The sequence below is a fragment of the Roseomonas indoligenes genome, assembly GCF_017813365.1.
GTDB lineage: Bacteria > Pseudomonadota > Alphaproteobacteria > Acetobacterales > Acetobacteraceae > Roseomonas > Roseomonas indoligenes.
On the sequence record NZ_JAGIZA010000017.1, the window covers coordinates 14,897 to 41,539 of the forward strand.

At 70.5% G+C, this 26,643-nt stretch carries 26 protein-coding genes; 14 read left to right on the plus strand and 12 right to left on the minus strand.

The window, feature by feature from the left end; all coding sequences use genetic code 11:
* Positions 1-6 precede the first annotated feature (6 nt).
* The 4 genes from J5Y10_RS21710 to J5Y10_RS21725 are packed head-to-tail and all read right to left on the minus strand — an operon-like array spanning position 7 to position 4,321.
* Positions 7-981 (minus strand): tripartite tricarboxylate transporter substrate binding protein, encoded by a 975-nt coding sequence (locus J5Y10_RS21710; protein ID WP_209376215.1) that lies wholly within the window; start codon positions 979-981, stop codon positions 7-9.
* A gap of 55 nt (positions 982-1,036) precedes the next feature.
* A complete protein-coding gene (locus J5Y10_RS21715; protein WP_209376216.1) occupies positions 1,037-2,242 on the minus strand; it encodes a CaiB/BaiF CoA transferase family protein in 1,206 nt (401 codons plus the stop codon).
* Between the two features lie 4 nt (positions 2,243-2,246).
* Positions 2,247-3,134, minus strand: coding sequence for an SMP-30/gluconolactonase/LRE family protein (locus tag J5Y10_RS21720; RefSeq protein ID WP_209376217.1), 888 nt, complete (start codon positions 3,132-3,134; stop codon positions 2,247-2,249).
* Between the two features lie 14 nt (positions 3,135-3,148).
* Positions 3,149-4,321, minus strand: a complete 1,173-nt coding sequence (locus J5Y10_RS21725) for an oxidoreductase (RefSeq protein ID WP_209376218.1) — start codon at positions 4,319-4,321, stop codon at positions 3,149-3,151.
* Between the two features lie 191 nt (positions 4,322-4,512).
* Between J5Y10_RS21725 and J5Y10_RS21730 the strand changes: the two genes are divergently transcribed.
* The 6 genes from J5Y10_RS21730 to J5Y10_RS21755 all read left to right on the plus strand — a co-directional run bounded on the left by J5Y10_RS21730 (position 4,513) and on the right by J5Y10_RS21755 (position 10,724).
* On the plus strand, positions 4,513-5,367 hold the full coding sequence (locus J5Y10_RS21730; RefSeq protein ID WP_209376219.1) for an IclR family transcriptional regulator: 855 nt from the start codon (positions 4,513-4,515) through the stop codon (positions 5,365-5,367).
* A 282-nt stretch (positions 5,368-5,649) separates the two neighbouring features.
* Complete coding sequence (locus J5Y10_RS21735) at positions 5,650-5,844, plus strand: hypothetical protein (protein WP_209376220.1); 195 nt, start codon at positions 5,650-5,652, stop codon at positions 5,842-5,844.
* Between the two features lie 67 nt (positions 5,845-5,911).
* The gene (locus J5Y10_RS21740) at positions 5,912-6,865 is read left to right on the plus strand and encodes a LysR family transcriptional regulator (RefSeq protein WP_209376221.1); all 954 of its coding nucleotides are present in this window, start codon (positions 5,912-5,914) and stop codon (positions 6,863-6,865) included.
* Between the two features lie 61 nt (positions 6,866-6,926).
* Entirely contained in the window at positions 6,927-9,125 is a 2,199-nt protein-coding gene (locus tag J5Y10_RS21745) for a hydroxymethylglutaryl-CoA lyase (protein ID WP_209376222.1), read from the plus strand.
* A gap of 57 nt (positions 9,126-9,182) precedes the next feature.
* Entirely contained in the window at positions 9,183-10,166 is a 984-nt protein-coding gene (locus J5Y10_RS21750; RefSeq protein ID WP_209376223.1) for a Bug family tripartite tricarboxylate transporter substrate binding protein, read from the plus strand.
* Positions 10,167-10,193: 27 nt separating this feature from the next.
* Positions 10,194-10,724: a gamma carbonic anhydrase family protein gene (locus tag J5Y10_RS21755; RefSeq protein WP_209376224.1), complete on the plus strand. Its 531-nt coding sequence runs from the start codon at positions 10,194-10,196 to the stop codon at positions 10,722-10,724.
* Positions 10,725-10,737: 13 nt separating this feature from the next.
* Here J5Y10_RS21755 and J5Y10_RS21760 read toward each other — a convergent pair whose 3' ends face one another.
* Together J5Y10_RS21760 and J5Y10_RS21765 are read right to left on the minus strand one after the other, a co-directional pair.
* Entirely contained in the window at positions 10,738-11,076 is a 339-nt protein-coding gene (locus J5Y10_RS21760) for a Rieske (2Fe-2S) protein (protein ID WP_209376225.1), read from the minus strand.
* Between the two features lie 213 nt (positions 11,077-11,289).
* Positions 11,290-11,970 (minus strand): TetR/AcrR family transcriptional regulator, encoded by a 681-nt coding sequence (locus J5Y10_RS21765; RefSeq protein ID WP_209376226.1) that lies wholly within the window; start codon positions 11,968-11,970, stop codon positions 11,290-11,292.
* A gap of 82 nt (positions 11,971-12,052) precedes the next feature.
* On the opposite strand from J5Y10_RS21765, the gene J5Y10_RS21770 reads away from it, so the two are divergent.
* Together J5Y10_RS21770 and J5Y10_RS21775 are read left to right on the plus strand one after the other, a co-directional pair.
* On the plus strand, positions 12,053-12,793 hold the full coding sequence (locus J5Y10_RS21770; RefSeq protein ID WP_209376227.1) for an SDR family NAD(P)-dependent oxidoreductase: 741 nt from the start codon (positions 12,053-12,055) through the stop codon (positions 12,791-12,793).
* A gap of 396 nt (positions 12,794-13,189) precedes the next feature.
* Positions 13,190-14,005, plus strand: a complete 816-nt coding sequence (locus tag J5Y10_RS21775; protein WP_209376228.1) for a hypothetical protein — start codon at positions 13,190-13,192, stop codon at positions 14,003-14,005.
* 59 nt (positions 14,006-14,064) lie between these two features.
* Here J5Y10_RS21775 and J5Y10_RS21780 read toward each other — a convergent pair whose 3' ends face one another.
* The gene (locus J5Y10_RS21780) at positions 14,065-14,712 is read right to left on the minus strand and encodes a glutathione S-transferase family protein (RefSeq protein ID WP_209376229.1); all 648 of its coding nucleotides are present in this window, start codon (positions 14,710-14,712) and stop codon (positions 14,065-14,067) included.
* Positions 14,713-14,833: 121 nt separating this feature from the next.
* Entirely contained in the window at positions 14,834-15,841 is a 1,008-nt protein-coding gene (locus J5Y10_RS21785) for a Bug family tripartite tricarboxylate transporter substrate binding protein (RefSeq protein ID WP_209376230.1), read from the minus strand.
* 166 nt (positions 15,842-16,007) lie between these two features.
* On the opposite strand from J5Y10_RS21785, the gene J5Y10_RS21790 reads away from it, so the two are divergent.
* Together J5Y10_RS21790 and J5Y10_RS21795 are read left to right on the plus strand one after the other, a co-directional pair.
* Entirely contained in the window at positions 16,008-16,910 is a 903-nt protein-coding gene (locus tag J5Y10_RS21790) for an SMP-30/gluconolactonase/LRE family protein (RefSeq protein WP_209376231.1), read from the plus strand.
* A 127-nt stretch (positions 16,911-17,037) separates the two neighbouring features.
* The gene (locus J5Y10_RS21795) at positions 17,038-18,018 is read left to right on the plus strand and encodes a Bug family tripartite tricarboxylate transporter substrate binding protein (RefSeq protein ID WP_209376232.1); all 981 of its coding nucleotides are present in this window, start codon (positions 17,038-17,040) and stop codon (positions 18,016-18,018) included.
* A gap of 304 nt (positions 18,019-18,322) precedes the next feature.
* Here the strand turns inward: J5Y10_RS21795 and J5Y10_RS21800 are convergent, their stop codons facing one another.
* The 3 genes from J5Y10_RS21800 to J5Y10_RS21810 form a co-directional block, all read right to left on the minus strand.
* Positions 18,323-19,204, minus strand: coding sequence for a response regulator (locus tag J5Y10_RS21800; RefSeq protein ID WP_209376233.1), 882 nt, complete (start codon positions 19,202-19,204; stop codon positions 18,323-18,325).
* Between the two features lie 115 nt (positions 19,205-19,319).
* Entirely contained in the window at positions 19,320-20,066 is a 747-nt protein-coding gene (locus tag J5Y10_RS21805) for a Crp/Fnr family transcriptional regulator (protein WP_209376234.1), read from the minus strand.
* A gap of 244 nt (positions 20,067-20,310) precedes the next feature.
* Positions 20,311-21,054: a Crp/Fnr family transcriptional regulator gene (locus J5Y10_RS21810; RefSeq protein ID WP_209376235.1), complete on the minus strand. Its 744-nt coding sequence runs from the start codon at positions 21,052-21,054 to the stop codon at positions 20,311-20,313.
* Positions 21,055-21,468: 414 nt separating this feature from the next.
* On the opposite strand from J5Y10_RS21810, the gene J5Y10_RS21815 reads away from it, so the two are divergent.
* The 3 genes from J5Y10_RS21815 to J5Y10_RS21825 are packed head-to-tail and all read left to right on the plus strand — an operon-like array spanning position 21,469 to position 24,573.
* Positions 21,469-21,918, plus strand: coding sequence for a (2Fe-2S)-binding protein (locus tag J5Y10_RS21815; RefSeq protein ID WP_209376236.1), 450 nt, complete (start codon positions 21,469-21,471; stop codon positions 21,916-21,918).
* A 16-nt stretch (positions 21,919-21,934) separates the two neighbouring features.
* The gene (locus tag J5Y10_RS21820) at positions 21,935-24,193 is read left to right on the plus strand and encodes a xanthine dehydrogenase family protein molybdopterin-binding subunit (RefSeq protein WP_209376237.1); all 2,259 of its coding nucleotides are present in this window, start codon (positions 21,935-21,937) and stop codon (positions 24,191-24,193) included.
* Positions 24,194-24,204: 11 nt separating this feature from the next.
* Positions 24,205-24,573 (plus strand): c-type cytochrome, encoded by a 369-nt coding sequence (locus tag J5Y10_RS21825; RefSeq protein ID WP_209376238.1) that lies wholly within the window; start codon positions 24,205-24,207, stop codon positions 24,571-24,573.
* 250 nt (positions 24,574-24,823) lie between these two features.
* On the opposite strand, the gene J5Y10_RS21830 is transcribed toward J5Y10_RS21825, so the two are convergent.
* A complete protein-coding gene (locus J5Y10_RS21830; RefSeq protein ID WP_209376239.1) occupies positions 24,824-25,501 on the minus strand; it encodes a FadR/GntR family transcriptional regulator in 678 nt (225 codons plus the stop codon).
* A 137-nt stretch (positions 25,502-25,638) separates the two neighbouring features.
* Between J5Y10_RS21830 and J5Y10_RS21835 the strand changes: the two genes are divergently transcribed.
* Positions 25,639-26,631, plus strand: a complete 993-nt coding sequence (locus J5Y10_RS21835) for a Bug family tripartite tricarboxylate transporter substrate binding protein (protein ID WP_209376240.1) — start codon at positions 25,639-25,641, stop codon at positions 26,629-26,631.
* Positions 26,632-26,643 lie beyond the last annotated feature (12 nt).

Here is a 26,643-nt window from a genome sequence, read left to right on the forward strand (position 1 = left end):
CCCGAGCTACTGCGGCGCCAAGCCGAGGGAGCGCACGACCTCTACCTTCTCGGCATTGTCGCGCCGCGCCTGGGACGTGAAGGCCTCGCGCCCGGAATACAGGATGGGCTCGCCCAGGCGGCCCATCACCGCGCGGAACGAGGCTTCCTCGGTCCCCTTGCGGCACAGCTCGTCCAGCCGCGCCGTGATGGCCGCCGGCGTCCCGCGCGGCACGGTGATCCCGGCCAGCACGGGCTGCAGCGTGGGCAGGCCCAGCTCCCGCGTGCTCGGCACGCCCGGGGCGGCCACGCTGCGCTCGTCCCCGAACACGGCGAGCAGGCGCACCGGCTTGCCGCGGGCGCCGCCGACCGTGCCCATGCCGAAGTCCAGCCGGCCACTGAGCATCTCCGGGTAGATCGGCGTCTCCCCGCGGAAGGGCACGTCCGTCACGCGCAGGGAGAGGCCGCGCACGATGTTGGCGAAGGAGAGGTGCCCGAGGCTGTTCGTGCCGAAATGCCCGTAGGTCATCGTGTCCGGCCGGGCGCGGATCGCGGCGAGGAGGTCCGCCATGGAGTGGAAGGGGGATCCCTCGGCCACGACCACGGCGAGGACGTTCTCGAAGACGCGGCAGACATACTCGAAGGATTCCACGTCGAAGGGCACGCCGTGCACCGTGTGCGCGGCCGTGGTGATCGGGGTGATGGGGCCGAAACCGATGGTAAGGCCGTCCGGCTTGGCCGAGGCCACCGCCTGCGCGCCGACGATGCCCGAGGCGCCGTCGCGGTTCACCACGACGAAGCGGCCCTCGGACAGGTCCGACATGGCCTGGGCCAGGGCGCGGCCGATCGTATCCACCACGCCGCCCGCCTGCCAGGAGACGACCACCTGCACGGGCCTGTCCGGATAGGACGCCGTCGGCTGCGCCACGGCCATGCCGAGGCAGCCGGGCCATGCGGCCGACACCACCGCCACTGCCATGGCGGCCCTCCGGATGCACCTCATACGTTCCTCCTTCTCGGGGGGTCTTGCGCCCCTCCGACCTGTCGCCCGTCGTTCTCTAGTTCTCCGCCACCACCTTAGCCGCGATCAGCGCGTCGATGGTCCCGTCGTCATGGCCCGCCTCCGCCAGGATGGCCCGGCTGTCCTGGCCCACAGCCGGCGCGGGGCGGCGCACGGCGCCCGGCGTCGCGGAGAAGCGCGGCACGACGTCCGGCACCGTCACCTGTCCGAGCTCCGCGTCCTCCACCGCGCGGAACACCCCGCGGGAGAGGACGTGCGGATCGGCCGCGAGCCCGGCCGCGTCGAGGATCGGCGCGGCGGTCACCCCGGCGGCGTCCAGCGTCGCCCAGGCCTCCGCGGCGCTCCGCGTCGAGAGCCAGGCGGTGATCTCCGCCTCCAGGGCCTCCACGTTCGTCAGCCGTGCGGTGTTCGTGGCGAAGCGCGGATCGGTCTTCATCTCCGGCCGCCCCATCGCGTCGAACAGTTTCTCCGTCATGGACTGCATGGGCGCGGAGATGGTCAGCCAGTTGCCGTCGCCGGCCAGGAAGGTGTTGCGCGGCGCGGCCGAGGCGCCCTGGCTGCCCAGGCGACCACGCACAGTTCCCTTGAACCCGTGCAGCACCGCGTCGGCGCCGAACATCGCCACCATCGGCTCTAACAGGGAGAGGTCCACGACCTGCCCCCGCCCTCCCGCCTCCCGCGCGCGCACGGCCGAGACGGTGGCGAAGGCGCCCATCATTCCCGCGACCATGTCGGCCAGGGGGAAGCTCGGCAGCAGGGGCGGGCGGTCGGGGAAGCCGTTGCGCGACGCGAAGCCGGAGAAGCCCTCGATCAACGACCCGTAGCCTGGCCGCATCCGGTAGTCCCCGGTCTGGCCGAAGCCCGAGATCCGGACGACAACGAGGTCCGGGTGCCGCTCCAGCAGCAGGGCCGGCGCTAGGCCCCAGCGCTCCAGCGTGCCGGGGCGGAAGCCCTCCACCAGCACGTCCGTTCGCGCGATCAGGCGTTCCAGCACCGCCCGCCCGTCGGCGGAGCGCAGGTCCAGGGCGATGCTGCGCTTGTTGCGGCCATAGACCTTCCAATGCGCGGCGATGCCGTCCGCGATCCAGGCGCGGAGCGGGTCGCCCGGCCCCGGCTCCTCCACCTTCGCGACATCGGCGCCGAAGTCGCCGAGCAGCATCGTCAGCATGTTGCCGCAGACGAGCCGCGAAAGGTCGAGGACCCGTATGCCCCGGAGGGGCCCCTCCGCCGCCACTTCCGTCATCGTATCAGCCCTCAAACAGCGGTTCGGGCACGCCCCGCACGCCGAGGCCGTGCAGCGCGAGGAGGGCGCCCGCCAGCGGCTGCCGCGCCCGCTCCGCCTCGCCCAGGAACACGGTGCCGGAGGTGACGTAGAGCACGTCCAGGTCTGGCCCGCCGAAGTTGCACATGGTGGGGTGGGACACGGGCAGCCGCACGATACGGTCCAGCCGTCCCTCCGGGTCGAAGCGCCCGATCGCGCCGTCCCCGATCAGGGCGCACCAGTAGTAGCCCTCGGCGTCGAAGGTCGCGCCGTCGACCCGCCAGGGCAGGCCGGCGGTGGAGAGGAAGACGCGCCTGTTAGCGATCCGCCCGCTCTCGATGTCGAGGTCGTAGCGCCACATCACCTCCCCGCGGCTGTCGCCGAAGATCATCGTCCGGTCGTCCGGGCTGAAGGCCATGCCGTTGGACACGATGAAGCCCGTGTCCATCCGCTCGCACGCCATGTCCGGAGAGAGGCGGAAGAGCGATCCGCCTGGGTTCTCGTCGCCGGGATCGCGCGAGCCGCACCAGTAGCGACCGCGCCGGTCGCAGCGGCCGTCGTTCAGCCGGTTTTCCGGCTGGTCCGGCTCCGGGTCCAGCACCGGCGTCACCGCCCCGGTTTCCAGGTCCACGGTCACGAAGCCCTGCTTCAGCCCGGCCACCACGCCGCCGCCGCGCCGGAACACGAAGGAGCCGATGTTGCTCGGCATGGTCCAGCGGCGGACCGTGCCGTCCGCTTCCAGCCGCTGCAGCGCGGGGTATCGCGTGTCCACCCAGTAGAGGCGCCCCTCAAGCGGGTGCCACATCGGGCTCTCCCCGACGATGTCGGCGCCCTCATGCACCACTTCGATCTCGGGTTGCGGAAGCTTCGGCATCGGGTCCTCCGGGCCTATGGCGCACCGGCCGGCCCCATACCGGCCTGCCAGGTGGAGGGGCGTCCGCCGAAGCCGGACCTGTCGCGCTTCTCCAGCCAGTAGCCATAGGCGGGCGGGAGGACGGCGAAAGGGGCGGGGACGCCGAGCTTCTGCGCGGCGTCCAGCGGCCAGTTCGGGTTGTGCAGCATCTCCCGCCCGATCGCGACGAGGTCAGCGCTGCCCTCCCGCAGGATCGCTTCCGCCTGGTCGGCGTGGATGATGAGGCCGACCGCCATGGTCGCCACCGCGGCCTCGGCCCTGATCCGGGCGGCGTGCTGCACCTGGTAGCCTAGGCGCGGCCTGTCGGCTTCGGTGATGGAGCGGGCCGTCATCCCGCCCGTGCTGCAGTCGATCATGTCCACGCCCCTGGCGTGCAGCGCGCGCGCCAGCGCCACCGTCGCCTCGATCGTGCCGCCTTCCTCGTCGATCGCGGAGACGCGGAAGAAGAGCGGCTTCTCCGCCGGCCAGTGCCGCCGCACCTCCTCGACCACCTCCACCGCGAAACGCATGCGCTTCTCCGGGGACCCGCCATAGGCATCGTTCCGCTGATTGGCGGCCGGGGAGAGGAACTGGTGCAGTAGGTAGCCGTGCGCGCCGTGCACCTCCAGCACATCGAAGCCGGCGCGGTGCGCCCGGCCGGCGGCGGCGCCCCAGGCGGCGACCATGTCCTGGATCTCCGGCAGGGTGAGGGCGCGCGGCCGCTCGGCAGCCGGGCTCGCGGCAACGGCGCTCGGCGCCACCAGTTCCCAGTCCCCGTCATCCTCCAGGCCGGGATGGCTGGCCAGCGGGGCGCGTCCCTCCCAGGGCACGGAGTTGCGGGCCTTCCGCCCGGAATGGCCGAGCTGGATCCCGATCGCCGCGCCGTGGCCTTTCACGAAGCGGGTGATGCGCTCCAGGCCCGGGATGAACTCGTCCTTCCAGAGGCCCGGGTCGCGCGGCGTGGTGCAGCCGCGCGGGTCCACCTTCGTCGACTCCATGAAGACCAGCCCCGTGCCGCCCGCCGCGAATTTGCCGAGATGCATGAGGTGCCAGTCCGTCACATGGCCACGCTCCGCGGCGTAGGTGAGCATGGGGGACAGGACGATCCGATTCCGCAGGATGAGGCCGCGCAGCGCTAGGGGTTGGAACAGGAGTGGAGCCTGCTGCATGGACGCGTCTGTCTCCCCCTCCTTCTCGAGGGTTCAGTCGGCCGCGTCCCATGCAGGACGCCGCGTCTCCCCCCATCTCAAGCCGCTCTTTACTCGCATAATGAATTATGTAATCGAACAGGTGCGATGCTAGCGCGCTCGCGGACCTCTCGTAAACTGCCCCCGGCCCTGCCGTACCCGGAGACCGCTTCTTGGCCTCAATCAAACCTCCCCCGACAAGCGAGGACGAGAAGAAGGACCGGCAGTTCGTCACGGCCCTCTCCCGCGGGCTGCAGCTACTGCAGTGCTTCTCGCCGCAGCAGCCGGAAATGAGCGGCTCCGACCTCGCGCGGCTCACGGGTCTGCCTCAACCGACTGTCTGGCGGCTCTGCCACACGATGGTCGAGATGGGCGTGCTGGTCACCGTCTCCGGTGACAAGATGCGGCCAGGGTTGGCGGCTCTTCGGCTCGGGCACAGCGCCATCGCGGGCCTCGGCATCGCCGAGACCGCGCGGCCACACCTGCAGGAACTGGCAGATACCTTCGAGGGTGCGGGCGGGCTCGCGACGCGGGACGGGGTTGAAATGGTCATCCTGCAGCGGTGCGAGAGCGACAACCGGCTGCTGATGAATCTTCACGTCGGCTCGCGCGTGCCGCTCTCCACCTCGGCGCTCGGCTGGGCCTGGCTCGCCGGTGCATCCGAGGACGAGCGCGCTCGCGCCGTTAGCGAGCTGGAGATCAAGGATGGCGCACGATGGGGGAAGGCAAAGGCGGGCTTTGCACTTGCTCTGGTAGAGTTCCGGCAGCGCGGCTTCATCATCAATGCCGGTGTCCTGCACAAGGGTTACAACACGGCCGCGGCGCCCGTGCTGGCCCCCGATGGGTCGGTGCCTTTCGCGATAAACTGCGGTTCGGCCGCCGTCACCTTGTCTGCGGCCCGCCTGCGCTCCGACGTGGGGCCGCGCCTTGCGAGACTTGCGGAGGCGTTGCAGTACGCAGCGCTCTCGAAAAGAACGAAGAGCGTGCCCTCAACGAGAGGCCGCCCCGGCCGAAGCGGGAATCCTTAGAGCCTGTCACGGGCTGGGGGAACTGCCGATCGATGGGTATTGCCCGCAGACTCTATCAGCCCGATGGGACTGGCGAGGAGTGGGCATCGGTGCGCCCTTCCCTGTTCCGGCAAGCGGGACCGGCGCTCGGGCCGCGAGGCGGCTTACCGGACCACCATGGGTGCACAGCCGCCGTGCCCGGTTATGGCCGGAAGCGGCATGACCGCTTTCAGGCTGTGACAGTGGCGAAGCAGACCTCGACCATGCCGGCCCAACCTACCGAAGGGTGCCGCAGGCCGAGATATGGGCTACGATACCTTGGCACAGCACCCGGGGCAGGTGCTGGGGCCGCTTGCGGTTGGCTTCGTCGGTGGTCACGTCGGCATGCCGGACATGTTCATAGGGAGGGCGGTGATCGTGTTCGGCGGCGCCGCTTTCATCTGGGTCGTCAGCAGGCAGGCTGGCCGGCCAAAATCAGAGATGGTTGGCACCCAGTGATATCCGGTCGACAGCTCCCTCGAGCGGGTCGCCCACTCGCCGGGCGGTACGGGTGGCCAAGGGCAGGATGATCACCCCCGATTGGGTTACGCTCCGAATCCTGCTTGCCGCCGCTGAGCTGGGCAGCCTCACCCGCGCCGCCGCGCGCTGTGGCATGGTCACCTCCGCCGCGGCGAAACGCCTGCAGCAGTTGGAGCTGGCCTACGGCACGGCGCTCCTGGAGCGCGGTCCGCGCGGCGTGCGGCCGACGCCGGCAGGAGAGCTGCTCATACGCCATGCCCGCGCCGCCCAGGATGGACTGGCGCGGCTGGACGACGACCTGCGCGCCCTCGCCGCTGGGGGGCTGGGCAGCGTGCGGCTGCAGGCCACCACCTCCTGTATCGCCGGCCACGGCTTGGCCGAGGCGCTGGCGGTGTTCGCAAAGGCGCGGTCCGGCGTCCAGGTGGAACTGCAGGAGGAGACGAGCCTGGTCATCCTGCAGAACCTACTGGAGGGGCAGGCCGACCTGGGCATCGTCACCGTCGGCGGCGCGGTGCCCGCGGGGTTGGAGGCACATCCCTGGCGCGAGGACCACCTGCTGGCGGTGATGCGCCGCGACCACCCCCTGGCGAGCCGGGCCGGCGTCGGGTTCGGCACGGTGCTGGACGAGCCCTTGATCGGCGCGGTGGAGAGCGGCGCGCTGACCCTGCTGCTGGAGGAGCAGGCGCAACGGCTGGGCCGCCGGCCGCGCTATCGCTTCCGCGTGGCCGGGACGGATGCCTGCCGCCGGCTGGTGGCCGCGGGCCATGGCATCACGGTGATGCCAGAGGGCGTGGCGCGCCCTTACGAAGCCGCGCTCGGCCTCGCCGGCGTGCCCATCGCGGAGGGATGGGCGCGACGCCGGCTCCGGCTGGTGGCGCGCCCTGCCGAGCGGCTGACCCAGCCCGCGCGGATGCTGCTGAACCATCTCCTTGGGCCCGATACGGGCCCCGGTCCCGGCACGGAGCGTTCACCAGAGGTGAACGGAGTGGGCACGAAATAGCGCTTCTGCCGCGCCCCTGGCGAAAACAGAATGGCGCCAAGGAAAAACGGCAGGAACGTCCATGGTCACGGTGCGAGAAGTGGGGCCGCGCGACGGCCTCCAAATAGCGAAATCCGTCATGCCGACGGCAGCCAAGCTGCGCTGGATCGGCGCCATGGTTGCCGCCGGGGTGCGGGAGATGGAGGTGGCGAGCTTCGTGCCGCCCGCCGCCCTACCCCAGATGGCGGACGCTGCCGAGGTGGTGCGTGCCGTCCGCGCTGCACATCCGGGACTGCAGTTGATTGCCCTGGCGCCGAACCTGCGCGGCGCGCAGAACGCCACTGCAGCGGGCGCGCAATCAGTCATCATTCCCGTCTCGGCCTCTGAGGCACACAGCCGCGCCAACGTTCGCCGCGCCCGCGCCGACCAAGTGGCCGAAGTGGCGCGGGTGGTGGCGTGGGCGCGCGGCCTCGGCGCCGGTGCCCCGCGGATCGAGGCCGGCATCTCCACCGCGTTCGGCTGCTCTCTCCAGGGGGTGGTGCCGGAGGCGGAGGTGGTGTCCCTCGCGGCCGAGCTGGCCCGCGCCGGGGCCGACGTGGTCGCCCTAGCGGACACGCTGGGCTACGCGACGCCCTCGCACGTCCGCCGCCTGGTGCGATCCGTGCGGGCGGAGGTGGGGCCGGAGCGCTTCGGCAACCTGCACCTGCACGACACGCTCGGCACCGCGCTGGCGAACGCCCTGGCCGCGCTGGAGGAAGGGGTGCGCGGCTTCGACGCGGCGCTAGGCGGCCTCGGCGGCTGCCCCTACGCGCCCGGATCGGTCGGCAATGTCTGCACCGAGGACCTGGTGCACATGCTGGAGGCCGAGGGCTTCGACACCGGCATCGACCTGATCGCCCTTATCGCGGCCCGCGAGGGGCTGAAGACGGGGCTGCCCGACGAGCCCCTGCACGGCCGCGTAGCCGCCGCCGGCCTGCCCCGCACCTATCGCCCGGCCCGCACCGTGCCCCCGCCCGCCAATGATGCCGTCCTAGCCACCGCGAAGGCTCGTCTACCGCTGGAGGGCCTGCGCGTCGTCGAATTCAGCCACATGGTCATGGGCCCGAGCTGCGGCATGGTGCTGGCCGACCTCGGCGCCGACGTGATCAAGGTGGAGCCCGCGCCGGGCGGCGACAACACGCGGCGCCTGACGGGGCTGGCCGCCGGGTTCTTCACCACCTTCAACCGCAACAAGCGCAGTCTCTGCGTGGACATGAAGCGGCCCGCCGGCATCGCTCTCGTCAGGAAGCTGGCGGCGGAGGCGGACGTGGTGCTGGAGAACTTCCGGCCCGGCGCCATGGACAAGCTTGGCCTGGGCTTCGCGGCGCTCTCGGCCGCCAACCCGCGCCTGATCTATCTCTCCTGCAAGGGCTTCCTGCCCGGCCCCTATGAGAACCGCGCCGCGCTGGACGAGGTGGTGCAGATGATGGGCGGGTTGGCCTACATGACCGGCCGGCCCGGCGAGCCGATGCGCGCCGGCACCTCGGTGAACGACATCATGGGCGGCGTGTTCGGCGCCGTCGCGGTGCTGGCAGCGCTGCGGGACCGCGAGGCCACAGGGCGCGGCGGAATGGTCCAGTCCGGCCTGTTCGAGACGAACATGCTGCTGGTGGCGCAGCACATGGCGGCGGCCGCCATCACCGGGCGCAACCCGCCGCCCTTCGGCGACAAGGCCATGCCGAAGCCCTGGCCGCTCTACGACGTGTTCGACAGCGCCGATCCCGGGCGGCAGGTCTTCGTCGGCACGGTGACGACCACGCAGTGGCAGGCCTTCTGCGCTGAGTTCGGGCTGGAGGAACTGCGCGACGACCCGTCGCTCGCCAGCATGCAGCAGCTCGCGGCCGGCCGGCCCAGGATCCTTGAGCGCGTCTCCGCGACGTTCCGCGCCGTGCCGCAGGCCGAGCTGATGGCGCGCTTCGAGCGGCTGGGCCTGCCCTTCGCGCCCATCGCCAAGCCGGCCGACCTGTTCGACGACCCGCACCTCAACGCCTCCGGCGGGCTGCTGCCGGTGGAGATGGCCAACGGGCCCGGCGGGCAACCGGCCATGGCGGTGGCCGGCATCCCGGCGCTGCCCGTGCTGCTCGGCAGCGGCCGCACCGGCCTGCGTCGCCAGCCGCCCCGCCCCGGGGAGCACGCCGTGGAGATCGCCCGGGAGGCCGGGCTGGGCGAGGCGGAGATCGCGGCCCTGCTGGCCGACGGCACGCTGCACGCCGAGAACCGGACGGCCATGGCGGCCGAGTGACGTGGCCCGGCCTCGACGCCGGACCTCGATAAAAGGCGAACTGGAGGAACAACAAGAATGATCACCCTGTCCCGCCGCAACGCGGCCCGGCTGCTCCTCGGCGCCGCGGGCATCACCGTCGCGCCGCGCGCCTTCGCCCAGGCCTGGCCGTCCAGGCCGGTGCGGATCATCGTGCCCTTCCCGCCGGGCCAGGCGAACGACATCTTCTGCCGCCTGCTGGCCGACAAGGCCTCCGAGGGACGGTTCCGCGCGAACCGCGTGGTCACGGAGAACCGCCCGGGCGCGGGCGGCACCATCGGCATGCAGGCCGTCGCCCGCGCGGCGCCGGATGGCTACACGCTCGGCTTCGGCAGTCTCGCGAGCCTCGCCATCAACCCCGCCATCATGCGGAACATGCCCTACGACGCTGATCGCGACTTCGCGCCGGTCATCCGCGTCTTCCAGGCGCCGCTCGTGCTGCTGGTGCCGAAGGATGGGCCGCGGGACGTGGCGGAGTTCGTGCGCAAGCTCAGGGCCGGCGGGATGAACTACGGCTCCAGCGGCCCCGGCTCCACCCAGCACATGGGGAGCGAGCTGTTCCTTCAGGGCATCGGCGCGCAGGCGCAGCACATCCCCTATCGCGGCTCCGGCCCGGCACTGACGGACCTGATGGCGGGCTCCCTCGGCTTCGTCATGGAGAGCACGGCCTCCGCCATCCCGCTGGTGCGGGACGGGCAACTGCGGGCCCTGGCGGTGACGGACACCGCGCGCCGGCCGCAGCTTCCCGACGTGCCCACCCTGGCCGAGGCGGCGGGGCTGCAGGACGTCACCACCTTCGGCTCCGGCGGGATCGTGGCGCCCGCAGGCACGCCGCCCGCCGTGATCGAGACCCTCCACCAGGCCTTCGGCGAGGCGATGCGCGACCCGGCCGTCCGCGCCCGCTTCGAGGAGCAGGCGACCACGCCGCTGGCCGAAGGGCCGGCCGAGTTCGCGGCCTTCCTGAAGGCGGAGCAGGCGAAGTGGAAGGCGGTCGCGGAGCGTGGGAAGATCGTGATCGAGTAGGCGAACGCGCCTCTGGGGAGGATAGACATGGCACTCTACGCGCTGGACGGGGCGGCACCGACGCTGCCGGAGGCGGGCCGGTTCTGGATCGCGCCGGACGCACAGGTCATCGGCGACGTCGCCCTGGAGGAGGATGTCAGCTTCTGGTTCGGCGCCGTAGCGCGCGGGGACAACACGCGCATCGCGATCGGCGCGCGCACCAACATCCAGGACGGGGCCATGCTGCGTTCCGACCCGGGCGCGCCGCTCACCATCGGCGCCGACGTCACGGTCGGCCACCACGCCATCCTGCACGGCTGCACGGTGGGGGACCGCTCGCTCATCGGCATGGGCGCGACGGTGCTGAACAAGGCGCGGATCGGGCGCTGCTGCATTGTCGGCGCCAATGCGCTGGTGACAGAGGGCAAGGAGTTCCCGGACTTCTCCCTCATCGTCGGCGCCCCGGCCAAGGTCGTGCGCGCGCTCGACCCGGCGATGGAGGGAACGCTGCTGGAATCGGCGGCACGCTACGTCGCCAACTGGCGCCGCTTCTCGGCCGGGCTACGGCGGCTCGACTGAACCGGGGGGCGTGCTACCCGGCCAGGGAGACCGCCCCGTCCTCGATGTGCAGGGCGACGGCGGTCAATCCGCTGCCGTCGCCGGGGCCGCCGAGCGGCCGGCCATGCTCCACCGCGAACTCGGCCCCGTGGCTGGAGCAGCGAATTCGGCGGCCGTCCGCGCTCAGCACGCGGCGCCCGCGCCAGGTCAGCGGCAAGTACTGGTGCCGGCACATGTGGAGATAGGCGACCAGCCGACCGCCCTGGTGCACCACGAGCAGCGCCGTGCTTCGCCCGTCGCGCTCGCAGACGATGGGGGTGGCAGTGCCCTCGGGGAAGTCCTCCAGGCGGCCGAGTGGGATCTCCGCGCTCATGCCGGCGCGAGCGCTCGGACGCCCTGCGGGGTGGACGGCGCGCAGGCGCTGAGGAGGTGAGGCCGAACGCGGCCAGGACGGCACGGCTCGCCGAGTGAGGATGGCTCACGGTCTTTTATCTTTCCGGGTAGTGGTCGGGGTCAGAACCGGTCCACATCGAGGATCGGCTGAGCAGGGCCACCACAGCCTTTGGTCCCGCAGCCATGGCGGCACTCAGGCACGGCTTCCATCTTCACCGTCGCTGCGCCTGAAGGTCCGGGCGTCCCAGCCCGCCATCGCGACATCCGCGACCGCTTCCAGATCCGCACGGCTCGCCCCGTCGCGGGCCAGGATCGACATGCCGCTCTGGAGCGTCTGCACGAAGCGCGCGAGCGCGTGGAGATCGGTCGAGGCCGGGACTTCTCCTTCCTCCACAGCCCGACGGAAACGGCCGGAAAGGCGCTCGAGGGTAGCGGCGCGAGCCGACCGGACCAGTTCGCCGAGCTCCTCATGACCTTCGCTGCCAACGGCCGAGAGCGTCACCATGCACCCGCGAGGGATATCCACGACGCAGCCGGTCAGAGCCGCGGCGGAATCCATGAAAAGGGACCGGACGGCATCGCGTGCGGTCGGGGCCGACTGGAAGCCCGCCCAGACATATCCCTCGTTGGTCTCGGCATAGTGCCGCAGGGCCTCGGCGTAGAGCGCCTCCTTCGATCCGAAGGCGGCGTAGAGACTGGGTGCGCCGATGCCCATGGCCTGAGTCAGGTCGGCAATCGAGGTCGCCTCAAACCCCTTGGTCCAGAAGAGGCGGATCGCGCGCTCCAGCGCGGCATTCCGGTCGAACGCGCGGGGCCGCCCACGTGGGCGGGCCGCGGGGGTACCAGTGCCCGACTTCCCGTCAGAATTCTGCATCGATCGCTAGATAATGCCATTGACCCCTCCAAGCAACGTCAATAGGGTATTCTGTATCGAACGCTATAGAATGGGGTTGAAGATGACGGAACTGGCTGGGAAGCGCGCGCTCGTGACGGGCGGGTCGCGCGGCATCGGCGCCGCGATCGCGGTGGCGCTGGCGGAGAAGGGTGCGGACGTGGCGATCACCTACGAGCGGTCCGTGGACCGTGCCGCCGAAGTGGTTCGGGCGATCGAGGGCAAGGGGCGCAAGGCGGCCGCCATTCAGGCTGATATCGCTGACCCGGCCGCGGTGAAGCGCTCCGTCGACGAGGGGGCCCGTTCACTCGGCGGTCTCGACATCCTCGTCAACAATGCGGGAATCGCGCTCTACGCCCGGATCGCTGATGCCAGTGTCGAGGCGATCGATGCGCTGCTCGGCGTCAACGTGCGGGGGCCCGTGCTCGCCGCGCAGGCTGCCATCCCCCATCTTCCGACGGGTGGGCGCATCATCACCATCGGTTCCGCCGGTGCCGAACGCATCGTCGGGGACACCGGCACGATCTACTTCATGACCAAGTCGGCGCTGCACTCCTTCACCCGCGGCCTCGCTCGCGAGCTTGGCCCGCGCGATGTGACGGTCAACCTGATCCAGCCGGGGTCGACCGATACCGACATGAACCCCGCCGATGGCGAGTTCTCCGATTTTCAGCGCAGCCTGAGCCCACTTGGCCGTTACGGCACCCCGGAGGATGTCGCGGCCGCAGTGGCCTTCCTGGCGAGCCCCTCGGCGCGACACATCACCGGCGCCATCCTGACGGTCGATGGCGGGCAGACGACCTGAAGGAGCCTGCCCGTTCCTCCATCAGTCCGGACAGGCCAGGCACGGCCGTCACCAGCCTGTCTCCGAGACCGTGAAGGGTGGAGGACTGCATCGATGCCGCCGGATCGTGTCGCATGGGAGGTCGCTGGGTCCGAAAGGCGCACCCCCTGTGCAGTCCGGACCGGGCCGGGAGTGATCGGGAAGCGCTGTCCCGGCAGCCTTACTGCACTACGACGCCACGCTCGCCGTCCGGTACAGCCCGAACGGGCGCGCCTCATTGGTCGGCAAGACGGTAACAAAGTCGTCTCCTGCCTTGGCGCCCTTGCATCCCGAAGCGGAGCGGAGCCAAATCGGCCGGCCAAGCCATCCGGTGCAGGACCTGCTCCGGCCATAAAAAAGCAGAGAATGGAGGATGCGATGACGGGGTTGAACCGGATCGGTCGTGCGCTGCTCGTTACCGCGATGTTGGCCGGGGGTGGAGCGCCCCTCGCCGCACAACCGGTTGCCCAGGTGACGGAAACCGGGGTCAGTTCACCGGCCTCGCTCGTCTTCATCGGCAACAGCTTCTTCTACTACAACAATGGCATCACCAACCACGTCTCCGAGTTCCTGCGCGCGACCGCGCCGACCCAGCGCCTCCGCTCCACCCTCATCGGCATCGGGGGTTCCGGCTTCGACTGGCATGACGTGGAGTCCTATTTCCGCCCGAACGCGGTCGCGCGCTACACGATCGACCGCAACAATGTTCTCTCGCCCAACACCGATGCGCGTCTGTTCGATGTCGCGGTCATGATGGATTGCAGCCAGTGCCCGGTGCATCCGGACCTCAAGGACGTGTTCGTCGACTATGCCCGGAAGCATGCGGAGACGGTGCGCCGCCACGGTGCCCAACCCGTGTTCTTCATGTCCTGGGCCTATCTCGACAAGCCGGAGATGACCGCGCAGCTCGCCGAGGCCTATACCCGGGCTGGAAACGAGAACCGCGCGCTGGTGATCCCGGCCGGCCTCGCCTTCGCCCGCGTCGTCTCGGAGCGGCCTGACATCGGCCTCTACGTCGCGGACAAGCGGCATCCAACCCTTGCTGGAACCTATCTCGCGGCAGCGGTGACCTATGCCGCGCTCTTCAACCAGTCCCCCGTCGGCTCGGGCTACACCGCCGGTCTGGATCCTGCCGTCGCGCGCACCCTGCAGGATGCCGCCTGGACCACGGTACGCGAATACCTACGCCGCTGATCCGGCCCCTCATCTCCATGGACTGGCAGGCTTCTGACGACGGAGCGGGGCTGGCTTCTCTACGTCAGGGGCGGAGCAACATGCCGCTGGAAGGGCGGGCGCTCTCCAAGGCGTTCATACCAGGCCTGGAGCCGGGGCAGATCGGGGCGATGCTTCACCTCGACCCCGAACCAGCGCCGGGCATAGGCGCCGAGAGCGATGTCCGCGAGCGTCAGGCTGTCACCCTCCGCATAGGGGTGCCCGTGCGCGAGGTGTGCATCGAGCACCTGCCACGCCTCACCGGACGCCTTCGCCGCGGCATCGATCGCCGACATGTCACGATCGTCCGGGCGGGTGCGCACCATGCCCCAGAACAGGGCCCGCTCTGCGGGCTGTAGGGTGGAGAGCACCCAGTCCAGCCACCGGTTCACCCGGGCGCGTGCGGCGGGACCATCGGGGTAGATGCTCCTCGCCCCCGTGTCGCGCTCGATCTGGCGCAGGGCCAGGTAGCGCAGGATGGAGTGGGACTCCCAGAGCACGACATCGCCGTCCACCAGGGTCGGCACCCGGCCGTTCGGGTTCATCGCCCGGTACTCCGGGGTGTCGACCACGCCGAACTTCATGCCCGCGTCCCGTCGGTCGAAGGCCAGGCCCAGCTCATCGCAGCACCAGAGCACCTTCTGGACGTTCACCGAGTTCGCGCGCCCCCAGATGACCAACCCCGTCATGGCATCTTCTCTCCCGGTCCCAGGCTTGGTGGAGTTCGCCCTTCAGGACCTGTTCCAAGCCGTTCGCCAGGATAGGCCCGCCCATCCTCGGCGACCATGGCGCGGGAAAGCGGTCCTGCGCTCATTGCGGGCGAACGCCCGCCTCCCGCAGGACGTTTTCCCAGCGCGCCATCTCCGCCTCGACATAGGCCTTCGCCTCGGCAGGCGTATTGGCGACGATTCGCTCGGCGCCGAGTTCGGTCAGGCGGCTGCGCAGCGATCCCTCGTTCAGCACAGCGACGATCTCGGCGCGCAGTCTCTCGAGAATGGGTGCCGGGGTTCCCGCCGGCGCAAGGACGCCCTGCCAGACGCTGAACGTCGCGTCGGAGTAACCGGCCTCACCGATCGTCGGGACGTCCGGCATCACGGCACTTCGCCGGGCGGAGGACACGGCCAGGGCCCGGGCCTGTCCCGACTGCGCGAGCGGGAAGGCGGTGACACCGGCGTCGTAGAGCATCTCCACTCGTCCGGCGATCAGGTCCTGCGCCGCGGGGGCGCTGCCGCGGTAGGGCACCTCCTCCATCTTCAGCCCGGCGGCCTTGGTGAAGAGGAGGCTGACCAGCTGCAGGGCGCCACCGGTGCCCGTGCTGCCGTAGCTGTACTCGCCTGGCCTGGCGCAGACGCGCTCGACGAACTCGGCCAGGGTTCGGGCGGGGGAGCTGTTCGGCACCAGCAGGACCATCGGTCCTTCGGCCACGATGCTGACCGGCGTGAGGTCCTTCGCCGGATCGTAGTCGAGGTTGGCGTAGAGGGCACGGTTCACCGCGTGCCCGGTGTTGCTGAACAGGAATGTGGTGCCGTCCGGGCGCGACTTCGCGACCACGGAGGCGCCGATGTTTCCCCCGGCGCCGGTCCGGTTCTCGACCACGATCCTCTGCGGCAGGCGCTGGGAAAGGGTGTCGCAGAGCAGCCGCGCGATCACGTCCGTCGGGCCACCCGCTGCATAGGGGAGGATCATGCGGACCGGCTGGCTCGGCCAGTCGCCGCGCGCCTGGGCCGAAGCGGAACGGGGCAGGGCCCAGGCGGAGGCTGCGCCCAGGGCGGTCGCGAGCGCCACGCGACGCGGGAAAGGCCGGGACCGGTGGGGCATCGGGCGCATCCTCTCCGTGATCTCTTGGCTCCCGTGATGAACCAGCCCCTGCGGGCGGGTCAACCACGGCGTCGGCCGCCGCGTCGGGATGGGCGCCCAATCCGCCACAGGCTACCTTCACGCGGAATTCCAGGCCCCGAACGGTATGACCTCATGGGAGACGAGCATGCAGAGCTTCCAGCCTCTGCCCCGAAACGTCACGACGCGAGTGCACACGGCGATGCCGCAGGAACTGCGCCGCGCGGTGGTGACGGAGTGGTCGCGGGCCAACAAGCGCGGCCATCCCGTGGACTGCTTCCTGGAGGGGCCGTGCTTCGACCCTGCGGGGCATCTCTACGTCACGGACATCCCGCATGGCCGCATCTTCCGCATCTCTCCGGAGGGGCAGTGGACGCCGATTGCCGAGTATGACGGCGAGCCGAACGGGTTGGCCCTGCATCCGGACGGGGAGCGCCTCTGTATCGCCGACTACAAGCAGGGCCTCCTTACCCTCGACCTGGCAACGGGCACGGTCGGCCCGCTGCTCACCCGGCGCAACAGCGAGCGCTTCAAGGGGCCGAACGACCTCGTCTTCGCGTCGAACGGGGACCTCTACTTCACCGACCAGGGGCAGAGCGGGCTGCATGACCCCACGGGCCGGGTGTATCGCCTGCGGCCCGGCGGTCAGCTGGACCTGCTGCTCTCCAACGGCCCCAGCCCGAACGGCCTGGCGCTGTCCGGGGATGAGGACGTGCTCTTCATCGCCATGACGCGGGACAACGCGGTCTGGCGCCTGCCGCTGCTCCCCGATGGCAGCACGGCGAAGGTGGGACGCTTCGCGTCCTTCCACGGCACCAGCGGCCCGGACGGGATGGCGATGGACCCTTCGGGCAATCTTCTGGTCGCCCATGCCTCGCTCGGATCGGTCTTCGTCCTGTCCCCGCAGGGGGAGCCCGTGGCGCGGATCCGGTCCTGTAGGGGATCGACCACCACCAATCTCGCCTTCGGCCGGGATGGAAGGACCGTTTTCGTCACGGAGTCCGAAACAGGGTCCATTCTGTCGGCCGAATGGGACATCGCCTCCTCCTGACGGGATGGCGATCAGGATGCGATGCGGGGAACCTCGGCCCGGCGCGGCCGACCTGGGGTTGGCAAGTGGGCCAGCAGACCCACCCGTGCTACGGGCTGGCCGAAAGAGCGGACGGGGATGTGATGTGATGACGAGCAGGCGCGGAGTGATGGCAGCCATCGGCGGAGCGCTGGCGACCGCGACGGTCCGGGGCGCATCGGCCCAGGGCGCGGGCTGGAAGCCGGACCGGCCGCTGCGCGTCATCGTCACCTTCCCGCCGGGCGGGGTGATGGACATCTCCGGCCGCCTTGGGGCGGACCTGCTCGGCCGTGCGCTAGGCCAGACGGTAGTGGTGGAGAACCGCGCCGGTGCGGGTGGCAATGTCGGGACCCTGGCCGCGCTGAACGCCGATGCCGACGGCTACACGGTGCTGCTGGGCAGCATGGCGATCCTCGGCGTAAATCCCGTGCTCTACCCGCGCGGCGGCGTCGACGCGGCGAAGGACTTCGTGCCGCTCGGTACCATCGGGGAGGTGGCGAACATCCTCTCCGTGCTGCCCGGGAAGGTGAAGGCCACGAACCTCAAGGACTTCATCGCCGAGGCGAAGCAGCGGCCCATGATGTACGGTTCGGTCGGGAACGGCAGTTCCTCGCACCTGGCGGCCGCCACCTTCCTGAAGATGGCGGGTGTCGAGGCGACCCATGTTCCCTATCGCGGCTCCGCCCCGCTGGTGGCGGCCATGCTGTCCGGCGAGATCGACTTCGGCTTCGACACCACGGCCACCTCCACCCCGCATATCCGCTCCGGCGCCTTCCGGGCGCTGGCCGCTTCCACGACCCGCCGGGCCTCCGCCCTGCCGGAGGTGCCGACCTTCGCCGAGGCCGGGCTGCCCGGCTACGATGTGGGCCTGTGGACCGGCTTCTTCGTGCGCAGGAGCACGCCCGCTCCGGTGGTGGCCGCGCTGCGACAGGCCATGGCCAGGGGCCGCACTCCGGAATTCGAGGAGAGGCTGAAGGCCGCTTTCGTCGATCCGCTTGTCGTGCCCGAGGCGGATCTGGTGCGATGGACGGATGAAAGCGCGTCGCGCTGGCAGGCCGTGTCGCGCGAACTCGGTCTGCAGGCCGACTGAGCACGGGAAGCACCATGTGGCGAGGGCTCGCTCACTTCGCCCATCCAGGGCCGCTGATCGGACTGGCCGCTCTCGGCCAGCCCGGATCCCCTGCGGGATACCCGGCCCCGTCAACGATGGAACCAAAGACTGGCGCCCAGGGCCTGGCCCCATGCGCCTTGGGCATCGACGCGACGGGCAGGCTGCAGCGTAGCGGCCAAGTGTTCGGGTGGAACGCAGGCCAGGGCGCGGTCAAACGCCTTCTCAACAATGACTTCCTAATTCGGAACGGGATGCAGCCCGGCGCCGCGGCCGTTCACCGGCATTACGCCCTGCACTCCAGGGCATAGCCCTCCGAGGAAACCCTATCAGGCCCCGGGTTCCCGAGGCGAGATCGACCGGGTGTCTCGTCCAGCCCCGCCGCCGATGCGGCACTCGACGGTCCCTGACCCATGCCGCCGAGGGTGAGCAGGCTGTCGAGGAACACATCGGCGTCGACGGGCTTCTCCAGCAGCAGGGCTTGGTCACCGCGATCGCTGAGGTACTCGGCGGAATAGCCCGTCATGTACAGGAACGGCACCCGGATCGCGGTGAGAGCCTTCGCCACCGGCGTGACGGCGGTCCCCCCGAGGTTGAAGTCGAGCACCGCAGCGTTGATACCGCCATCGGCCGCCGAGGCCTCGATGAGCCGGAGGGCACCGTCCACCGTTGGCACTGGACCCAGCACCTGAAAGCCCGCCTCCTCAAGGCACAGCGTGGTGTCCTCGGCGATCAGCCAGTCATCCTCCACCACGAGGACGCGGAGCTTGCGATCGGCCCTCTCGTCACGGTCCTGCCGCTCCGGCTCGGCCAGGGCCTCCGCGTTCTCCGACACCGGCGGGATCAGTCGGGCAAGGACGCCGAGTGCGTCTCGCACCGCAGCCTCGCGCATCTGCGGGTGGCCCGCGAAGCGGTCAGGCGGGGCGGAGGCGAGCGCGGTGAGGAAGCGCAGGTCCTCGTTCGTGTGCCGCTGTGGCACGTGGGAGAGCGCGAGCAAGGCCGCGCGCGCGGCCTCCTGCAAGGCGGCAAACGCCGCATGCGGTGCATTCCGTCGCAGGGCTCCGGCGGCGATGTCCGCTGCGGCCGTCGATCGGGCCGCATAGCCGCCATCGTGCCCGTCGTCGCAACGGCCGTCCCGGGCCTGCTGAAAGTCGTCTTGCTCGCTCACGGGCCAGTCTCCGAGTGCTGCCGGCCGGGGTAACATCCCTGCCGCGGAGATGCTGTCCCATACCGTACCGCCCGCCCGGCCCGCTGCCGATTTCGGCCGGGGGTCCTGGCCGTCATCAGGGCCGGTAGGGAGCCTTCGTGCCCGGAGCCAGCCCGAAATGGGCTTCGGAGAGGCGCCGGACGATGCCGTAGCACTCGCAGGCCGTGCTCTCGAGGCCCGGGCGATCGGTGATCTCCATCCGCCCCGCGCCGTAGCGGATGAAGCCCGCTCTCTGGAGCAGGCCCGCGGCCACCGTGACCCCGGCCCGGCGCACCCCGAGCATCATGGAGAGGAACTCGTGGGTCATGGGATAGGAGTCCCCGTCGGCCCGGTCGTGGCCCATCAGCAGCCAGCGCGCGAGGCGCTGCTCGATCCCGTGCCGCCCGTTGCAGGCCGCCGTCCGCGCGACCTGGCTGTGGTGGACGAGGGCGTAGCGGAGGAGGAGTGAGCGGAAGGCAGGGTGCGCGTCCAACGCCTCCGTGAAGCGCCTGGCCTCCATCCGGAGCGCCATCCCCGGGCACTGCACGATCGCCTCGATGTCGTCGGACTCAGCATCCAGCAGCACCGGCAAGCCAACCATGCCTTCACGGCCGACCAGGCCGACCTCGGCCGCGTCGCCATCCTCCATGTAGGCGAGCATCGACGCCCAGCCGCTCTCCAAGAAGAAGACATGGCGGACAGCACTGCCCGCGGGCTGCAGCACCTCGCGCAGGCCGATCTCGACCGGCTCCAGCCCGGGCCGGATCGCCTCCAGGACCGGCGGCGGGAGTGTCGCGAGAAGGCGGTTGCGGGTTGATGGAGGAGATGCAGCGGAGGTGGCCATTGTAGCTCGTGCGTCCAGGGGGCGGCGGGAGCACGGCGAATCACCCAGCCACCCGCGCCGGGAAGGTCGCGGCGGATGGTGGGCGAGCTATAGGGGCAAGTGGTCGGATCCGTTGTGCGATACCGTGCACCGCCCACCGAAAAGCCGATCCGGCGAAGGGGCAGGGTGGGCGGGAACGGCCGGGAAAACCGCCCCGGACTGCCCTTCCATCGCCGGTCCGGTGCTTCTCGGCACTCTGGGGAAGCTATGCCCGTTGGAGGCCGCGGGCTCCGTCGGGCAGCCCGAACAGCCGATCAGAGGCCCGCCGGGCGGTCCCGTAGCACTCGCAGCCGACCCTCTCGAGGCCGGGCCGATCGGTGACGGTCATCTGGCCCGACCCGTAGTCGATCATGCCCGCCCGCCTCAGCCCGGCCGCGGCGGACGAGATTCCGGCCCGGCGCACCCCGAGCATCATGGAGAGGAATTCCTGCCTCATCGGGAAGGTGTCGCCCTCCACCGCGTCATGGCTGATCAGCAGCCAGCGCGCGAAGCGCTGCTCGATGCTGTGGTGCGCGTTGCAGGCCGCGGTGCGTGCGACCTGGGTGTGGTGGACGAGGGCGTAGCGGAGGAGGAGGCTGCGGAGAACGGGGTGCGCGTCGAGCGTCTCGCGGAGGGCGCCGGCCTCCATCCGCAGCGCGGTTCCCTGGTTCTGCATCATCGCCTCGAGGTCGTCGCGCTCGCCCCCGAGCAGAACTGCGAGCCCGACAACCCCATCGCGGCCGATGATCCCGACCTCGGCGGCGTCGCCGTCCTCCATGTAGGCAAGCATCGAGACGCAAATGGTCTCGGGGAAGAGGACGAATGCGATCGGCTTCCCGGCCTCGTGCAGCACCTCGCGCAGGGCGAGTTCGACCCGGGTCAATTCGGGCCAGAGCTGGGCCAGCACGACCCGCGGGAGGGCGGAGAGAAGGCGGTTGCGGGTTGCGGGCGAGGGCAAGGCGGAGGCCATGGCGGCTCCTGCGACGGGGTGTCGGCGGGAGCGTGACGAGGCTCTCTGTCACCCGTGCCAGGGTTCGCGGCGGGTGATGGGATGAAGTCTAGACCCGCGCGGGCGGAAAGGTTGAACGAAACCGTAAATCGGGCGAAGCCTTCCCGGAGAGGGCGGCAACTCATGTGCTTTGGCCCCCGGCGGCGCCGGTAATGACCGCCTGACGTTGTCAGCTGCGCTATGTCCAGCAGGAGGGCGGCTGGCGTTTGGGCCATCCACTAGCCTGTGGCTGTCCATTCGCGCGGGTCAGGCACTCAGCGCCCATTCATGGCTGACCGCGACGCGGGGGATTTCGCTTGACGCAATCCATGGCGGATCGTTGGCCGTCGGTCTAGTCTCGAAGCAACCGCCCCGTTTGGGCTTACGGAGACGACGATGCTCGAACTCTCGATCAACGGCCAGACCCGCCAAGTGGATGCCGAAGGTGACACGCCCCTTCTCTGGGTGCTGCGCGACAATCTCGGCATGACCGGCACGAAGTACGGCTGCGGCATCGCCCAGTGCGGCGCCTGCACCGTGCTGGTGGACGGCACCGCCACACGCGCCTGCGTCACCCCCGCCGAGAGCGTGGTCGGGGCCAAGGTGGTGACGATCGAGGCGGTGGAGCGCGACCCCGTGGGCGCGAAGGTGGTGGAGGCCTGGGTCTCGCGCCAGGTCGCGCAGTGCGGCTACTGCCAGTCCGGCCAGGTCATGGCCGCGACGGCCCTGCTGCAGCAGACACCGAAGCCGACCGATGAGGACATCGCGGGCGCGATGACCAACCTCTGCCGCTGCGGTACCTACAACGCCATTGCCGCCGCCGTGCGGCAGGCCGCGACGGCCTGAGCGGGGAACGCAGACCATGGACGGCATGATCAACCCCGGCACCGAGGACTTCCTCGGCACGCCGCTCTCCGATGTGACGATTCCCGAGGCGGGCGTCGCCAACCTCTCCCGCCGCGGCCTCTTCGGCGTCGGCGCCGGCGCGCTCCTTCTGGGCGTCATGGTGAAGGCCCGCCCGGCGCGCGCGCAGGGCGAGGGCCTGGCCGCCGCCGCGCCCCGCCCCGGCACCCAGGTCGCCGCCTTCCTGGAGTTCCACCCGGACGGCAAGGTGCGCCTCCTCTCTCCCTTCGTGGAGGGTGGGCAGGGCATCGCCACGGCCATGGCACAGATCGTCGGTGAGGAGCTGGACGTCGATCCCGCCCAGTTCATCGTGGACTGCGCCCCCCCGGGGGCCGACTACCTCGTCGTCAACGGCCGTCGCCTCACCGGTGGCAGCCTTTCCGTGCGCTCCAGCTACGCGACGATGCGCCAGCTCGGCGCCACCGCCCGGAACCTGATAGTCCGCGCCGCCGCCGCGCGGCTGGACGTGCCGGAGGCCGAGCTGACCACGGAGCCCGGCAAAGTCGTGCACAAGGCCTCCAGCCGCACGGTGCCCTATGCCGAGCTGGTGGAGGCCGCGCTGAAGCTGCAGCCGAGCGAGGTGGCGGCGCTGCGCGACCCTGCCACCTTCCGCTGGATCGGCAAGCCCGTCCCCCGCATCGACATTCGCGACAAGTCCACGGGCCGCGCGCAGTACGCGATCGACCTGCAGGTCGAGAACATGCTGCAGGGCGCCGTGACCCATGCCCCGCGCCTCGGCCAGGAGCCCGGTGCGCTGGCGAACGAGGCCGAGGTGCGCGCCATGCCCGGCGTGCACTCCGTCCACAAGCTGCCCGGCGCCGTTGCGGTGCTGGCGGATCGCTGGTGGCGGGCCCGCAAGGCGGTGGAGGCGCTGCAGGTCACCTGGGCCGACGCGCCGAACCCGAATGCCTTGCCCGCCGACTTCTCCTCGGCCGGCATGCTGGCCACGCTGCGCGCGGAGAAGGGAGCCGGTGCCCCCGCGGAGGAGAACGGCGACCTCGCCGCCGCCTTCGCCGGCGCGGCCAAGACCATCGAGGCGGAGTACGACGCGCCCTACATCGCGCACGCGCAGCTCGAGCCTCCCTCGGCCGCCGCCCGCTTCAACGTGGACGGCACGCTGGACCTCTGGGTCCCGAACCAAGCACCCGAGATGTTCCAGGCCACCGCGGCCCGGATGGCAGGGCTGGAGCCGGGGAAGGTGAAGGTCCACTCCCCCATCCTCGGCGGCTTCTTCGGCCGGCACTTCCTGTACGAGGCCGCGGCGCCCTATCCACAGGCCATCGCCCTCGCCAAGGCGGTGAACCGCCCGGTGAAGGTGCTCTGGACGCGGGAGGAGGAGTTCCTGCGGGACGGCTACCGCCCCATGGGCTTCGTCCGCTTCAAGGGGGCGGTCGGCGCGGATGGCATGCCCGTCGCCCTCCAGGCCGCCGCCATCGGCGAGGGCCCGATCGGCCGCTACTTCACGCAGAGCCAGCCCGTGGATTCCTCGATGGTTGAGGGCATCGCCGGGAAGCCCTACGCCATCGCGGCCAAGCGCGTTGACTGCGTGAAGGTGAAGCAGCCGACGATCATCTCCTTCTGGCGCTCCGTCGGCCACTCGATGAACGACTTCTTCTACGAGTCCTTCCTCGACGAGCTGGCGACCGCGGGCGGCAAGGACCCGTTCGAGATGCGGCTGGCCATGCTCGGCGACAAGCCGCGGCAGGCGACGCTGCTGCGCGAGGTCGCCGCCCTTTCCGGCGGCTGGAAGCGCGGCCCCTTCGAGGTGGACGGCATCCGCCGCGCGCGGGGCGTGGCCATGGCCTCGCCTTTCGGTTCGGAGGTCGCCACCATCGCCGAGGTCTCGATCACCGGCGGTGAGATCCGCGTGCACGACCTCTGGATCGCGATCGATCCGGGCCGTGCCGTGAATCCTGCCATCATCGAGGCCCAGGTGCAGTCCGCCGCCGCCATCGGGCTCTCCTCCTCCCTGCTGGAGGAGATCACCTACGACGCCGGCGTGCCGCAGCAGCGCAACTACGACACCTATCCCATCCTTCCCCTGGCCCGCATGCCGCGGATCCATGTGAAGGTGGTGGAGAGTGGGGCCGCGCTTGGTGGCGTGGGCGAGCCGGGCGTGCCCGGCGTGCCGCCGGCCGTGGCGAATGCCGTGGCCGCGCTGACGGGCCAGCGCATCCGGAGCCTGCCGCTCTCCAAGGCGCGGCTGGGTTCCTCTTGAGGGCTGGTGCGATGCGGATCCTTCTCGTTGCCGCCCTCGCGGTCGCTGCCATGCCTGCTTTCGCGCAGGATGCGCCCGACCCGGCGAAGGGCCGGACGCTGTTCCAGCGGCAGTGCAGTGCCTGCCATCAGGTCACCGCAGCCCGCAACGGCGGTGGCCCCTACCTGCAGGGGGTTGTCGGCCGCCCGGCTGCCAGCGCGGAGGGGTTCAACTACTCCCCCGCGCTGAAGGCCTCCGGCATCACCTGGAGCGTGGAGGAACTGAACGCCTTCCTCGCGGACCCGCAGGGCAAGGTGCGCGGCACGCGCCAGCCGATCCGCGTGACCAACGATTCCGACCGGCGCGACATCGTCGCCTACCTTGCCGCACCGGGTGGCTGAGGCAGGGGGCGGCGGGCGGCAAGGGGTGATCGGGGCAGAACCGCGGGCGGCACTGCGTTTCTGACCCGCCGTGATAAGGCCTGTTCCGATTTTCCTGCGCAGTGCCAGCACCCGACAACCTGCGGGTCTGGCGCTTGCGGAACCGTCTGCACAGCTGCTCGGGACCGGGTGACCGCCTCAGCGAGGACCTGACTCCAGGAGGAGCATCGGGGACCTTCATCAAACAACGGGTCCGCGATGCGTCCGGCCATCAGGCTCCGAAGAGGCGCCGGATGCCGCCATGCAGGTGATCCGCCATGGCCTGCCGCGCGGCCTGCTCATCCGCCGCCGCGATGGCTTCGGCGATGCGGGCATGCTCGCGCGCAATCTCGGGGCGGCGGTCGCCCTCCGGGCGGCCGGCGAGTTCGCGCGTCAGGCGGATGCCGGAGATCATCTGCTCCCGAAACGCCTCCAGCGTTGTCAGGAAGAAGCGGTTGCCGGTTGCCCGCGCAATGGCGTGGTGAAAGGCGACGTCGGCCTCCAGCGCCGCCGGGTCCTCCTCCAGGCGCAGAAGGGCCTGCCTGATGGCGGCAACAGCGGCGGGATCGGCCCGCCGCGCGGCGTGGGCGGCAACCTCGCTCTCCAGGCTGCAGCGGAATTCCAGGAAGCCGCGCATGTCGGGAATGCTGTGGAGCGGGCCGAAGCCCGGCGCGGCAGGCCGGGTCGGCGCCCGGACATAGCTGCCGGAGCCCTTCCGGGAGACCACGTGCCCTTCCTCCCGCAGGCGGGCGAGGGCCTGGCGCAACACGGGGCGCGAGACCGCGAAGCGGCGCGCGAGGTCCAGCTCCGCCGGAAGGCGGGAGTCGCGCGGGAAGCTCTCTGAGCCCAGCAGGTCCTGAAGGCGCTCATAAACCTCGTCTGCGAGCGGCCGTCGCGCGGCTTGATCCATGCCTCGTTCTCCTACGGCGTCCAGCCAAGCGCTGATCTGTAAAATCTGTCTGAAAATAGCCCTGAAATGCAATGAGAATTGACAAGTTGGCGGGACTGGTAAACCTGGGGAGAACAAGACAACCGGGAGGACGCGCCATGAGACGCCGCATGGGGCTTGGTGCCGCCATGGCCACGCTGCTCTCCGCCTGTGCCGTCTGGACGTCACCTGCGGCCGCCCAGATCCCGAACCGACCCGTGCGGATCGTGGTGCCCTTCGTGCCCGGCGGGACAAGCGACATCGTCGCGCGCATCCTCGCCGTCGGCGCGACGCCTTACCTGCCCGCCGGCGCGGTGGTGGAGAACAAGGCGGGGGCGGCGGGCAATATCGGGACGGCCGAGGTGGCGCGGGCCCAGCCGGACGGCACGGTGCTGATCCAGTGCACCATCGGCACCTGCGCGGCGAACCCCTTCCTCTATGCCAACACCGGTTACGACCTGCAGCGCAGCTTCGCGCCGGTGATCCTGACGGGGGCGGTGCGCAACGTGATGTCCGTCAGCAATGCCTTCCCGGCGAAGAACCTGGCAGAGGTGATCGCCGTCGTCCGGGCCAGGCCCGGCACGGTCACCTTCGGCTCCTCCGGCGTCGGTGCGTCCAACCAGCTGGCGCCGGAGCTGCTGCGCGGCATGCTCGGCATCAACTGGATCCACGTCCCGTATCGCGGCAGCGGTCCGGCGATCACCGACCTGATCGGCGGGCGGATCGATGTCTTCTTCGACAACCTGCCCTCCATCCTGCCGCAGATCCGCGCCGGCACGGTGCGCCCCGTTGCCGCTGTCTCCAACGAGCGCATCCCCGAGTTGCCGGACGTGCCGACCTTCCGCGAATCCGGCCTGCCCGAGCTGGCCCAGGGGCTGGAGATCGACAGTTGGTTCGGCTTCCTTGCCCCTGTCGGCACGCCGGAGGCGACGGTGAACGCCCTCAACACCGCCTTCAATAAGGCGCTGGAGGACCCGACCTTGCGCCTGCGCCTGCAGGAGGCCGCGGTGGTGCCGCTGGGCGGCCCGCCCTCCCGCATGGCCGGGCAGCTGCGAAGCGAGGCGGCCCGCTGGGGCGAGGTGATCCGCACCAACCACATCAGCGCCGAGTAGGAGACCAGCCTG

Coding starts and splice junctions, on each gene's coding strand:
- J5Y10_RS21710 (WP_209376215.1), bottom strand. CDS start 981: ATGAGGTGCATCCGGAGGGCCGCCATGGCAGTGGCGGTGGTGTCGGCC.
- J5Y10_RS21715 (WP_209376216.1), bottom strand. CDS start 2,242: ATGACGGAAGTGGCGGCGGAGGGGCCCCTCCGGGGCATACGGGTCCTC.
- J5Y10_RS21720 (WP_209376217.1), bottom strand. CDS start 3,134: ATGCCGAAGCTTCCGCAACCCGAGATCGAAGTGGTGCATGAGGGCGCC.
- J5Y10_RS21725 (WP_209376218.1), bottom strand. CDS start 4,321: ATGCAGCAGGCTCCACTCCTGTTCCAACCCCTAGCGCTGCGCGGCCTC.
- J5Y10_RS21735 (WP_209376220.1), top strand. CDS start 5,650: ATGGGCTACGATACCTTGGCACAGCACCCGGGGCAGGTGCTGGGGCCG.
- J5Y10_RS21740 (WP_209376221.1), top strand. CDS start 5,912: ATGATCACCCCCGATTGGGTTACGCTCCGAATCCTGCTTGCCGCCGCT.
- J5Y10_RS21745 (WP_209376222.1), top strand. CDS start 6,927: ATGGTCACGGTGCGAGAAGTGGGGCCGCGCGACGGCCTCCAAATAGCG.
- J5Y10_RS21750 (WP_209376223.1), top strand. CDS start 9,183: ATGATCACCCTGTCCCGCCGCAACGCGGCCCGGCTGCTCCTCGGCGCC.
- J5Y10_RS21755 (WP_209376224.1), top strand. CDS start 10,194: ATGGCACTCTACGCGCTGGACGGGGCGGCACCGACGCTGCCGGAGGCG.
- J5Y10_RS21760 (WP_209376225.1), bottom strand. CDS start 11,076: ATGAGCGCGGAGATCCCACTCGGCCGCCTGGAGGACTTCCCCGAGGGC.
- J5Y10_RS21765 (WP_209376226.1), bottom strand. CDS start 11,970: ATGCAGAATTCTGACGGGAAGTCGGGCACTGGTACCCCCGCGGCCCGC.
- J5Y10_RS21770 (WP_209376227.1), top strand. CDS start 12,053: ATGACGGAACTGGCTGGGAAGCGCGCGCTCGTGACGGGCGGGTCGCGC.
- J5Y10_RS21775 (WP_209376228.1), top strand. CDS start 13,190: ATGACGGGGTTGAACCGGATCGGTCGTGCGCTGCTCGTTACCGCGATG.
- J5Y10_RS21780 (WP_209376229.1), bottom strand. CDS start 14,712: ATGACGGGGTTGGTCATCTGGGGGCGCGCGAACTCGGTGAACGTCCAG.
- J5Y10_RS21785 (WP_209376230.1), bottom strand. CDS start 15,841: ATGCCCCACCGGTCCCGGCCTTTCCCGCGTCGCGTGGCGCTCGCGACC.
- J5Y10_RS21790 (WP_209376231.1), top strand. CDS start 16,008: ATGCAGAGCTTCCAGCCTCTGCCCCGAAACGTCACGACGCGAGTGCAC.
- J5Y10_RS21795 (WP_209376232.1), top strand. CDS start 17,038: ATGACGAGCAGGCGCGGAGTGATGGCAGCCATCGGCGGAGCGCTGGCG.
- J5Y10_RS21805 (WP_209376234.1), bottom strand. CDS start 20,066: ATGGCCACCTCCGCTGCATCTCCTCCATCAACCCGCAACCGCCTTCTC.
- J5Y10_RS21810 (WP_209376235.1), bottom strand. CDS start 21,054: ATGGCCTCCGCCTTGCCCTCGCCCGCAACCCGCAACCGCCTTCTCTCC.
- J5Y10_RS21815 (WP_209376236.1), top strand. CDS start 21,469: ATGCTCGAACTCTCGATCAACGGCCAGACCCGCCAAGTGGATGCCGAA.
- J5Y10_RS21820 (WP_209376237.1), top strand. CDS start 21,935: ATGGACGGCATGATCAACCCCGGCACCGAGGACTTCCTCGGCACGCCG.
- J5Y10_RS21825 (WP_209376238.1), top strand. CDS start 24,205: ATGCGGATCCTTCTCGTTGCCGCCCTCGCGGTCGCTGCCATGCCTGCT.
- J5Y10_RS21830 (WP_209376239.1), bottom strand. CDS start 25,501: ATGGATCAAGCCGCGCGACGGCCGCTCGCAGACGAGGTTTATGAGCGC.
- J5Y10_RS21835 (WP_209376240.1), top strand. CDS start 25,639: ATGAGACGCCGCATGGGGCTTGGTGCCGCCATGGCCACGCTGCTCTCC.